At 72.5% G+C, this 11,119-nt stretch carries 9 protein-coding genes, 1 pseudogene and 1 riboswitch; of the genes and pseudogenes, 4 read left to right on the top strand and 6 right to left on the bottom strand.

The features are described from left to right. Positions 1–111: 111 nt before the first annotated feature. The gene (locus tag ACZ4VF_RS29655) at positions 112–1,398 is read right to left on the bottom strand and encodes a PTS transporter subunit EIIC (RefSeq protein WP_467929802.1); all 1,287 of its coding nucleotides are present in this window, start codon (positions 1,396–1,398) and stop codon (positions 112–114) included. 155 nt (positions 1,399–1,553) lie between these two features. On the opposite strand from ACZ4VF_RS29655, the gene ACZ4VF_RS29660 reads away from it, so the two are divergent. The 3 genes from ACZ4VF_RS29660 to ACZ4VF_RS29670 all read left to right on the top strand — a co-directional run bounded on the left by ACZ4VF_RS29660 (position 1,554) and on the right by ACZ4VF_RS29670 (position 3,115). Then, the gene (locus tag ACZ4VF_RS29660) at positions 1,554–1,787 is read left to right on the top strand and encodes a PTS sugar transporter subunit IIB (RefSeq protein ID WP_467929803.1); all 234 of its coding nucleotides are present in this window, start codon (positions 1,554–1,556) and stop codon (positions 1,785–1,787) included. A 78-nt stretch (positions 1,788–1,865) separates the two neighbouring features. Next, positions 1,866–2,600, top strand: a complete 735-nt coding sequence (gene rph / locus ACZ4VF_RS29665; RefSeq protein WP_467929804.1) for a ribonuclease PH — start codon at positions 1,866–1,868, stop codon at positions 2,598–2,600. Between the two features lie 113 nt (positions 2,601–2,713). Continuing rightward, positions 2,714–3,115: a prefoldin domain-containing protein gene (locus tag ACZ4VF_RS29670; RefSeq protein ID WP_467929806.1), complete on the top strand. Its 402-nt coding sequence runs from the start codon at positions 2,714–2,716 to the stop codon at positions 3,113–3,115. A gap of 103 nt (positions 3,116–3,218) precedes the next feature. Here ACZ4VF_RS29670 and ACZ4VF_RS29675 read toward each other — a convergent pair. From ACZ4VF_RS29675 to ACZ4VF_RS29690, 4 genes and pseudogenes are all read right to left on the bottom strand, one after another. After that, positions 3,219–3,838, bottom strand: a pseudogene (locus tag ACZ4VF_RS29675) (DUF1707 SHOCT-like domain-containing protein); the annotation flags it as partial. A 9-nt stretch (positions 3,839–3,847) separates the two neighbouring features. Beyond that, positions 3,848–4,828 carry an ABC transporter ATP-binding protein gene (locus ACZ4VF_RS29680; protein ID WP_467929807.1) on the bottom strand — a complete coding sequence of 327 codons (981 nt, stop codon included), beginning with the start codon at positions 4,826–4,828 and terminating at the stop codon, positions 3,848–3,850. A gap of 3 nt (positions 4,829–4,831) precedes the next feature. Continuing rightward, a complete protein-coding gene (locus tag ACZ4VF_RS29685) occupies positions 4,832–5,659 on the bottom strand; it encodes an ABC transporter permease (RefSeq protein WP_467929808.1) in 828 nt (275 codons plus the stop codon). Continuing rightward, positions 5,652–6,452: an ABC transporter permease gene (locus ACZ4VF_RS29690; RefSeq protein WP_467929809.1), complete on the bottom strand. Its 801-nt coding sequence runs from the start codon at positions 6,450–6,452 to the stop codon at positions 5,652–5,654. The genes ACZ4VF_RS29685 and ACZ4VF_RS29690 overlap by 8 nt, the downstream gene beginning before the upstream one ends. A 1,111-nt stretch (positions 6,453–7,563) precedes the next feature. Between ACZ4VF_RS29690 and ACZ4VF_RS29695 the strand changes: the two genes are divergently transcribed. Further along, a complete protein-coding gene (locus ACZ4VF_RS29695; protein ID WP_467929811.1) occupies positions 7,564–10,524 on the top strand; it encodes a transglycosylase domain-containing protein in 2,961 nt (986 codons plus the stop codon). Positions 10,525–10,558: 34 nt separating this feature from the next. Here ACZ4VF_RS29695 and ACZ4VF_RS29700 read toward each other — a convergent pair whose 3' ends face one another. Further along, positions 10,559–10,879, bottom strand: coding sequence for a DMT family transporter (locus tag ACZ4VF_RS29700; protein WP_467929812.1), 321 nt, complete (start codon positions 10,877–10,879; stop codon positions 10,559–10,561). Between the two features lie 37 nt (positions 10,880–10,916). Then, positions 10,917–10,989, bottom strand: a riboswitch (guanidine-III (ykkC-III) riboswitch). Between the last annotated feature and the right edge of the window lie 130 nt (positions 10,990–11,119).

Genomic DNA, 11,119 nt, shown 5'->3' on the forward strand with positions numbered 1-11,119 from the left:
CCTGTTGTAGCACGATGAAGGCGGCATAAGGAACCCGCGAATCCGCTACCACGGCACTACGCGCTGTGCGCCCCGCCGCGCCGGGCCGGACGCCGTCGGACCTCGCGGATCTCAGACCTTGGTGACGTCCTCCACCTCGTCCGCCGGCTCGCGCCCCGGTGTCCTCAGGCCGAACCTCGTGATGGCGAAGCGGAAGACGGCGTAGTACAGGGCCGCGAAGCACAGCCCGATCGGGATGATCAGCCAGGGCCTGGTCGCCAGGCGCCAGTTGATGACGTAGTCGATCAGGCCCGCGGAGAAGCTGAAGCCGTCGTGCGAGCCGAGCGCCCAGGTCACCGCCATCGAGGCGCCCGTGAGCAGCGCGTGCACCGCGTACAGCGCGGGCGCGATGAACATGAAGGAGTATTCGAGCGGCTCGGTGATGCCGGTGACGAACGACGTCAGCGCGACCGACAGCATCAGACCGCCGACCTCCTTGCGGCGCTCCGGCCGGGCGCAGTGCGTGATGGCCAGCGCGGCGGCGGGCAGCGCGAACATCATGATGGGGAAGAAGCCCGAGGTGAACTGGCCGGCGTGCGGGTCGCCCTGGAGGAACATGTTGATGTCGCCGTGCACCACCGTGCCGTCCGGCTTGGTCCAGCTGCCGAACTGGAACCAGACGGGCACGTTCAGGAACTGGTGCAGGCCGACGACGAGCAGCGCGCGGTTGGCCACCCCGAAGACGCCCGCGCCCCAGGCGCCCGCGTCCCTGAGCCAGCCGCCGAAGCCCTCCAGCGCGGCTCCGACCGGCGGCCAGACGAACAGGCACACCACCGCGAACAGGATCGCGACGAAGGCCATGACGACCGGCACCAGCCGGCGCCCGTTGAAGAAGCCCAGCCAGTCGACCAGCCGTGTGCGGTGGTAGCGGGCCCAGAAGAAGGCGGCCAGCAGCCCCAGGACGATGCCGCCGAAGACGCCCGGGTTCTGGTAGGTGAACGCGGACACCGTGCCGTTCGCCGCCCGGCAGCCCGTGAGCACCGCCTTCGCGCCCGCCGGGCACTCTCGCGGGAACTGGCGCAGGACGCCGTAGTAGACGAGGAAACCCGCCACCGCCGCGAGCGCCGTCGACCCGTCGGCCTTCTTCGCCATCCCGATCGCGACGCCCACGCAGAACAGCAGCGGCAGCCCCAGCTGCCCGTCGAGCAGCGCGCCGCCCGCCCCGCCCATCACCCTGGAGACGTTCGTCCAGCCCAGGCCGTCCTCGCCGAACACGTCGGGCTGTCCCAGCCGGTTCAGGATGCCCGCGGCCGGCAGGACCGCGATGGGCAGCTGGAGGCTGCGCCCCATCTTCTGCATGCCCTGGAACACGCTGTCCCAGCGGGCCCTCGCCGGACGTGCCGCGCTGTTGGCACTCATGGGTTTGGCGACCTTCCCCACGGTGGTGTAGACCAGTCGACGGACGGTTCCGCTGTCGTGATCGCCATCATCCGGCACGGACGGCATGACCGCTCGCGAAGATGGGCCAACTGTGGGTTACTGCGACAAAGCGGTTCGGAGCAGGGAGAAGGAACATGGCCAGCAAGGCTGAGAAGATCGTCGCCGGCCTCGGCGGTATCGACAACATCGAGGAGATCGAGGGCTGCATCACCCGGCTGCGCACCGAGGTGTCCGACCCCGAGCTGGTCGACGAGACCGCCCTGAAGGCCGCCGGCGCCCACGGCGTCGTCAGGATGGGCACCGCCGTCCAGGTCGTCATCGGCACCGACGCCGACCCGATCGCCGCGGAGATCGAAGACATGATGTGAGCCGGCCGGCTCACCGGAACAGGGGCTCTTCCCCATGCGGGAGGAGCCCCTTCCGCATGGACGGCTAGGCTCGTCCGCATGTCTCGCATCGACGGCCGTACTCCCGAACAGCTCCGCCCGGTCACCATCGAACGGGGATGGAGCAAGCACGCCGAGGGCTCCGTCCTCGTCTCCTTCGGCGACACCAAGGTCTTCTGCACCGCCTCCGTCACCGAGGGCGTCCCGCGCTGGCGCAAGGGCAGCGGCGAGGGCTGGGTCACCGCGGAGTACGCCATGCTGCCCCGCGCCACCAACACCCGCGGCGACCGCGAGTCCGTCAAGGGCAGGATCGGCGGCCGCACCCACGAGATCTCCCGGCTCATCGGCCGCTCCCTGCGCGCCGTCATCGACTACAAGGCGCTCGGCGAGAACACCATCGTCCTCGACTGCGACGTCCTCCAGGCCGACGGCGGCACCCGCACCGCGGCCATCACCGGCGCCTACGTCGCCCTCGCCGACGCCGTCGCCTGGGCCCAGGGCAAGAAGCTGATCAAGGCCGGCCGCCGGCCGCTGACCGGAACGGTGAGCGCGGTCTCGGTCGGCATCGTCGGCGGCGTCCCGCTGCTCGACCTCTGCTACGAGGAGGACGTGCGCGCCGAGACCGACATGAACGTCGTCTGCACCGGCGACGGCCGCTTCGTCGAGGTCCAGGGCACCGCCGAGGCCGAGCCCTTCGCCCGCGACGAACTCAACGCCCTGCTCGACCTCGCCGTAACCGGCTGCGCCGACCTGGCCGCGCTCCAGCAGGCGGCGCTCGCGGGCACGCGCGCGTAAAGAAAGCTTCAAGGCCCGGGCAACCCGCCGGGTCCCTCCGGCGTCCCTCTGGATACGGGCGTACGGCTCACCGCCGTGCGCCCGGCCAGCCGTACCAGGGGAGGGAACCCACCATGGCCGCCAGCCGACGCCGAGGCAGGCTCACCGCCATCGCCGCCGCCCTAGCGACCGCCGCGCTCACCGCCGGCCTCACCACCGGCTGCGACGCCGTCGGCAAGGCGCTGGACTGCGTGCAGACCGCCGACGCCATCGCCGACAACGTCACCGACCTCCAGCAGGCCGTGGAGAACGCCGCCAACGACCCCTCCCAGGCCGACGCCTCACTCGACTCCATCGACAAGAGCCTGCGCCAGATCGGCGACAAGACCGACGACGCCGACGTCAACAAGGCCGTGGACGACCTGAACAAGGCCGTCGGCAACGTCCGGACGGCCATCAGGAACGGCGACGAGACACCCGACGTGAGCCCGGTGACGGACGCGGCGGGGGAGCTGACGAAGGTGTGCACGTCGTAGGCGTGCACGCCGTGGAAGCACACGGCACACCGCCGCCCACCCGGGAGCCGCACGCCGGCGCACGCCGCAGGGGCCGCTAGACCGTCCCGCGCCGCTTCAGGCCGCGTTTCACCCGGGGCGGCTTGCGCTCCACGCCCACTCTGCCCCAGAACGCGAAACCGGTGACGACCACGCGGGGGCGCCCGGCTCCGGTGGGCCGTCCTCCCTGGGGTGCTCGAAGGCACCCATCACACCGATGCCGCGGACGACGACCTCGACACCCGGCGGGACGGTCACCTGCATCCCGCCCATGACCGCCACACAGTGGATCTCCACCTCGTGGTCGGCGAAGTCCGCCTCCCGCAGGTCCAGTTCACCGCCGCCCATGAACGTGAAGCAGGAGAACCGCTTCGGCACCGTCCAGCGACCCTTGCGTTCAAAACCGGACAAGACGGCCACCGCGCCCGTCGAGGACCCCCCGCCCCCGGTGATGCGGCCCGCCCAGTCCCCGCTCACCGCGGGCTCCTTCGCGAAGGAGACACGCGGGGCCGCACCCGCCGCCGGCAGATCACGGGTCAGCGGAGCCAGCTCCCCGTACGTCCGCGCCCGGTACGCCGACTCCAGCCGCTCCTCGAACTCCGCCATGTCCAGCCGCCCCTCGGCCAGGGCGTCCCGCAGGACCTCGGCGACCCGGTCCCGGTCGGCGTCGGACGCCCGGAGGTCCGGGACTGCGTCGTCGCTCATGACAGCAGCCTACGAGACCGCCTTCTCCGCGTACATCCTGGCGATGACGGCCTCGATGTCCGGCTCCCGCACCGACAGGTCCACCAGCGGATACCGGGCCGCCAGATGCGCGACGAGCGGCGCCGCCGACTGCCCCGCCGGGAACGCCAGCCACTGCCGCGGCCCCTCCACCCGCACCACCCGCGCCGACGGCACCTCCACCGGCGGCAGCTCCCGCTCCAGGTCCACCACCAGCGTCCGCTCGCTCTCCCCGGCCTCGTGCAACCCCGCGAGCGGGCCGTCGTACACCAGCCGCCCGTGGTCGATCACCATCACCCGGGAGCACAACTGCTCGATGTCCTGCAGGTCGTGCGTGGTCAGCAGCACCGTCGTACCCCGCTCGGCGTTCACCTCCCTGAGGAACTCCCGCACCTTCGCCTTCGACACCACGTCCAGACCGATCGTCGGCTCGTCCAGGTACAGCACGTCCGGATCGTGCAGCAGCGCCGCCGCGATGTCCCCGCGCATCCGCTGCCCCAGCGACAACTGCCGCACCGGCACGTCCAACAGGGCGCCCAGCTCCAGCAGTTCCACCAGCCGGTCCAGGTTCTCCCGGTAACGGGCGTCCGGGATGCGGTACATGCGGTGCGCCAGCCGGTAGGAGTCGATCAGCGGCAGGTCCCACCACAGCGTGGTCCGCTGGCCGAACACCACCCCGATCCGGTGCGCCAGCCGCGACCGCTCCCGCGCCGGATCGATGCCCGCCACCCGCAGCCGCCCGGCGCTCGGCGTCAGGATCCCGGTCAGCATCTTGATCGTGGTCGACTTCCCGGCGCCGTTCGGCCCGATGTACCCGACCATCTCCCCGCGCGCCACGGTGAACGACAGCGCGTCCACCGCCCGCACCTCGCGCCGCTCCCGCTTCAGGAACCCGGTCTTCCGGCGCACCTCGAAGACCTTCTCGACCCTCTCCAGGGAGATGAACCCATCCCCCGCGACGGCATCGGCCACGTCTCAGCTCCCTGTGCTGCGGTACGAACGAAGTCCCGCCCGCCAGGCCAGCCCCGCGAGCGCACAACAGGCCACGGCCACCAGCGGGGGCGTGAACGCCGTCCACCCCGGCAGCCCCAGCGGGTACGGCCGCCCCAGCACGTAGCACGCGGGCAGCCAGTTGACGAAGGCCAGCGGCAGCACGAACGTCACCCCGCGCACCAGCTCCTTCGCGAACACCGTCGGCGGATACTGCAACAGCGTCGTACCCCCGTACGTGAACGCGTTCTGCACCTCGGCGGCGTCCTGCGCCAGGAACTGGAACGCCGCGCCCGCCACGAACACCGCGCAGAAGATCCCGCAGCCGCTCACCACCATCACCGGCATCAGCAGCAGCCGGTCCGCCGTCCAGCCGATGTCCACCCGCGTCAGCGCCCAGCCCAGGACCAGCCCGCCCTGCGTCACCCGGCCCAGCCTGCGCAGCGCGAACCGGTCGGCCGCCATCTGCGCCAGCACCGGCGCCGGCCGCACCAGCAGCGTGTCCAGCGTGCCGTCCCTGACCCGCCGCCCCAGCCGGTCCATCGACCCGATCACCAGGTCCGCGAGCCCGAAGGAGGTCGCCGACAGCCCGTACAGGAACGCCACCTCCGGCAGCGGCCAGCCGCCCAGCGCGTCCACCCGGGAGAACATCAGCATGATCGCGACGAAGTCCAGGAAGGTCGCCGCGAAGTTCCCGAACGTCGTCATCGCGAACGACGCGCGGTACGCCATCGTGGACCGCATCCACATCCCCGCGACCAGCCGGTACGCCCGCACCCCCTCCGCCGTCCGCCCCACCCACCCCTCAGCCACCCTGCACCACCACCCGGCGCGTCGCCGCCGACTGCACCAGCCGCCCGGCACCCAGCAGCACCACCGCCCACGCGGCCTGGAAGAGATAGGTGGGCAACGGATCCGCCCGCCCCAGCAGGACGTCCGCCGGCGCCTGCAGCAACGACGACCACGGCAGCGCCCGCACGACCTCGCCCAGCGCGCCCGGGAACACGTTCAGGGGCAGCAGCATCCCCGAGCAGAAGAACCCCAGCAGCCACGCCATCTGCGCCACCCCCGTGCCGTCCAGCAGCCAGAACGCGCTCAGCGCGACCAGGTAGCGGATGCCGAAGCCGACCAGCATGGCGAGGACGACGGCGATCAGGAAGGCCACCCAGGTGCCGGCGTCGGCCGGCAGGTACGCCGGGAAGAAGAGCGCACCGAACAGGAACGGTACGACCCCCCGCCCCAGCAGCTGGAACGACGCCCGGCCGACGTCCGCCGCCAGCCACCACGCCTGCAGATCGACGGGCCGGTACAGGTCGACCGCCACGTCCCCCGTACGAATGCGCTCCATCAACTCGTCCTCGACGCCGCCGCCCCCGATCGCGAGGGACGACAGAAAAGCCTGCCCCAGCCAGACATAGGTGACGGCCTGCCCCTGGTCGTACCCCCCGAGGCGGGGCCTCTCGTCCCACAGCGCGCGGTACGTGTAGACGAGGATGAGACCGAAGACGGTGTTCGTGAACACCCCTGCCGCAGTGGCGGCCCGATAGGTCGCGTACCGTCGGAACCCCCCTGCCGCGACGGCCGCGTACAACCGTCCAGCGCCCACGCCAGTCGACCTCCTCGGACTGCTCGACACCGAAGCGCAGGAGCCTAGTCCGGAGGCCTGGCGGCCGGCCACGCGTTTTCTGCCGGAAGCGTGCCGGAATCCGGGAACGGAACGCCAGGTGCGAGAGTCTTCAAGCAGGGGGAGCGCAGAAGCGTACGAGGCGTACGGGAACGTACGACGCTGAAAACAGGAGTCCGTGCACGACATGAGCGACGAGCCGCAGCCGCAGCAGCCGAACGACGGCGTGGCACCGAAGAGGCCGCTGCCGGCTGAGGGGCCCGGGACCCCGGGGGGCCGCAAGCCGCACAGCCCGACACCAGACCCCGCCGACCCCCCTGCCCAGGGGGCCGCATCCGACAGGCCCGCCGGCCCCGCCGGGCGCCCCGGAGGAAGCGGGAAGCCGCAGAACGCCGGCGGACCCGAGCCCGCCCCGGGCGCCGGGCGCACCGCCGGGGGCACGCGAGGCGCCGGAGCCGAGGGCACCCGGGCGAGCGCCCCGGGCGAGCCCGACCGCGACACGGACCGGGCGCCCCGGACGGACACCGGCCGGGCGGCTTCGGCGTCCCGGTCCGACACCGGCCGGGCCGACTCGGCACCCCGGCCCGACATCGGCCGGGCCGACTCGGCGTCCCGGGACGGCTCCGGCGCGGCCGGCACCGGCGCCCCGGACCGGACGGCCTCCATGGCGCGGGCCCGCCAGGCGGCCCACGGCGCCCGGACGGAGCGGACGGAACCCAAGGGCACCGGCGCGGGCGCGACCTCCGGTGACGCCTCGACGCCCGGCCGCGGCCCGGCGTCGGCTGCCGGTTCGGCTTCCCGGCCCGGTCCGGCGCCGGCTGCCGGTTCGGCTTCCCGGCCCGGTCCGGCGTCGGGGGCCGGTTCGCCTTCCCGGCCTGGATCGGCGTCGGGGGCCGGCTCGGCTTCCCGGCCTGGATCGGCGTCGGGGGCCGGCTCGGCTTCCCGGCCTGGTCCGGCGTCCGGGGCCGGTTCGGCTCCCGGCGCTGCTCCCGGCTCCGGCAAGGACGCCGCAGGCCGGGTCCCCGGTGGCAGGAAGCCGGCCGACACCGGTGGCGGGGATGGGTCCGCTCAGGCGTCGGCCGAGAGTACGCAGGTGCTTCGCCGCATCACCCCGCCCAAGGGTCCGAAGTCCGGGAACGCGGGCGACGCCGCCCAGGCGCCCGAGACCACGCAGGTGCTCCGGCGTGTCAACGCGCCCCGCGAGGGTGAGCCCGGCGCCCCCGGTGCCGCCAGTGCGAAGCCGGACGCCTCCGGCAGCACCCCCCGCCCCACCGTCCCCCGCCCCGGCGGGGAAAACCGTGCCCCCCGGACCGGTGCCGGTTCCGCTGCCGGCGCGGGTGCCGGTGCCGGTGCTGCCGGCTCCTCCCCGGCCGCCGCCCGCGCAGCGCGTGCCGCCCGTGCGGCCGGCGCCGCCGGAGCCGCAGGCGCCGGCGCCCAGTCCGCCGCGTCCGCTTCCGCCGCCGGTGCCGCCGGTTCCGCTGCCGATGCCGCCGGCGCCGGTGCCGCCGGTTCCTCCCCGGCCGCCGCCCGCGCGGCGCGTGCCGCCCGTGCGGCCGGCGCCGCCGGTACCCAGGCCGCCAAGACCGGCGCCACGCCCGGCGCCGCCGCCTCGTCGCCCTCCGCCCCCGCCACCCCCTCCACCACTTCCCCCGAGGACAACACCACCGTCCTCGCCGCAGCCGACGCCGGCACCCCCGCAGACAAGGGGAACGGCAAGGCCAAGAGCAAGAAGGGCAAGCGGCCCAAGCGGACCGGGTGGCGGCGGATCATCCCGACGTGGCGGATGGTGCTCGGCACCCTCTTCGTCGGCGTACTGCTGGTCATCGGGCTGTTCTTCCTCGGGTACTCCCTGGTGAAGATCCCGCCCGCCAACGCCTTCGCGACCAAGCAGAGCAACGTCTACCTCTACGCCGACGGCTCCCAGCTCGCCCGCGACGGCAAGGTCAACCGCGAGAACGTCAGCCTCGCCCAGGTCTCCAAGGACGCCCAGCACGCCGTACTGGCCGCCGAGGACCGCGACTTCTACTCCGAGTCCGCAGTCGACCTCAAGGCCATGGTCCGCGCCGGCTGGAACACCGCGACCGGCAAGGGCAAGCAGTCCGGCTCGACGATCACCCAGCAGTACGTGAAGAACTACTACCTGGCCCAGGAACAGACGGTCACCCGCAAGGCCAAGGAGTTCTTCATCTCGATCAAGCTCGACCAGAACAAGTCCAAGGACGAGATCCTGGAGGGCTACCTCAACACCAGCTACTTCGGCCGCAACGCCTACGGCATCCAGGCCGCAGCCCAGGCCTACTACGGCAGGGACGCCGCCGACCTCGACCCGGCCCGCGCCGCCTACCTCGCCGCGCTCGTCAACGCGCCCAGCGAGTACGACGTCGTGGCGCACCCGGAGAACAGGAAGGCCGCCGTCGCCCGCTGGAACTACGTCCTCGACGGCATGGTCACCAAGGGCTGGCTCAGCGAGTCGAAGCGCGCCGGCATGAAGTTCCCCATGCCGAAGGAGCAGACGATCTCCACCGGCCTGTCCGGCCAGCGCGGCTACCTGGTGGAGGCGGTCAAGCACTACCTGACCACCAACAACATCATCGACGCCGACCACCTCGCCGCCGGCGGCTACCGCATCACCACCACCATCCAGAAGAACAGGCAGGACGCCTTCGTCAAGGCGGTCGACGACCAGCTGATCTCCAAGCTGGACAAGAAGAACCGCAAGGCCGACACCTACGTCCGCGCCGGCGGCGCCTCCGTCGATCCCAGGACCGGCAAGGTCGTGGCGATGTACGGCGGCATCGACTACGTGAAGCAGTACACCAACGGCGCCACCCGCGGCGACTTCCAGGTCGGCTCCACGTTCAAGCCGTTCGTGTTCACCTCCGCCGTACAGAACGGGTCCACCACCCAGGACGGCCGCACCATCACCCCGAACACCGTCTACGACGGCACCAACCAGCGCCCCGTCCAGGGCTGGACCGGCGGCGCCTACGCCCCCGAGAACGAGGACCAGCGGTCGTACGGCCCGATCACCGTCCGCAAGGCCACCGACCTCTCGGTGAACTCCGTGTACGCGCAGATGGCCGTCGACGTCGGCCCCGCCAAGGTCAAGCAGACCGCGATCGACCTCGGTGTCCCCTCCGACACCCCGGACCTCCAGCCGTACCCGTCCATCGCCCTCGGCACCGCCACCGCCAGCGTCCTGGACATGGCGGAGGCCTACGCCACGCTCGCCAACCACGGCAAGCACGGCACGTACACCCTGGTCGAGAAGATCACCAAGGAGGGCACCGAGGAGGTCAAGCTGCCCGACGAGCCGGTCAAGCAGGCCGTCAGCCGCGAGGCCGCCGACACGACCACCTCGGTCCTGCAGAGCGTGGTGCAGAGCGGCACCGCCACCGCCGCGCAGGCCGCGGGCCGTCCGGCGGCCGGCAAGACCGGTACCGCCGAGAGCGACAAGGCCGCCTGGTTCGCCGGCTACACCCCCGACCTGGCCACGGTGGTCTCCGTCATGGGCCAGGACCCCGTGACGGCCAAGCAGCAGCCGCTGTACGGGGCGCTCGGCCAGGCCCGCATGAACGGCGGCGGCCCGCCCACCCAGATCTGGGCGCAGTACACGCGGAACGCGCTGAAGGGCAAGCCGGTCAGCGACTTCGACCTCCAGCTGGAGCAGGGCGCCGACGTGGTCCAGGAGCCCCCCGCCACCAGCAGCGCCCAGCCGGGCACCGACGGCGGCACGACCGACGGCGGCGCCACCGCCACCCCGACCGACGGCGGCGCGACCGCCACCCCGACCGACGGCGGCACCACGAGCACCCCGACCAACGGCGGCGCCACCACCGACGGGGGCGGCACCACCGGCGGCGACACGACGACCGACGGGGGCGCCACCACCGGCGGGGACACGACGAGCGCCGGGGGAAACACCACCGGCGGCGGGACACCGGACGGCGGTACCACCGGCGGGGGGCCGACGACCGGCGGCGGCACCACCGCGGACGGAGGCGGCGGAACCACCGGCACCGACACGGGCTCCGGAGGATTCCCCGGCACCTGACCCACCGCCGACCCCGGCGGCGTCCCCGCCGCCGTCAGTGGCCGCTGGTCGCCTTCAGCCCCACCACGGCGACCAGCAGCAGACACACGAAGAAGATCCGGGCGGCGGTGACCGGCTCACCGAGCACCACCATGCCGAGCACCGCCGCACCGGCCGCGCCGATGCCCACCCACACGCCGTACGCCGTACCGATCGGCAGCGACCTCGCCGCGTACGACAGCAGGACCATGCTGGCCACGATGCCGGCACCGGTGAACACGCTGGGGACGAGACGGGTGAAACCCTCGCTGTACTTCATCCCGATCGACCAGCCGACCTCCAGCAGACCGGCGACGACGAGCAGAACCCAGGCCATGACAGGCACCTCCGAGACGCGACGACTCTTCTTCCGGGGTGCGTCGTCTTTGCCTTCGGCCCGGTACGGCGCGTCTCGTCGGGTTCCCTCCGAACATAACAAAGGCATGCCGAGGAGGGCCGGTGACGATGGTCACCGGCCCTCCTCGGCATGCCTCCCCCAAGTACAGCCCCCTGGGGTTCCCTCGCCCCCCCCACCAATCGGTCGGCGCGGCGTGCCAGGGCCGCTCTCGCATCCACC

The organism is Streptomyces sp. NPDC029151 (genome assembly GCF_055564315.1).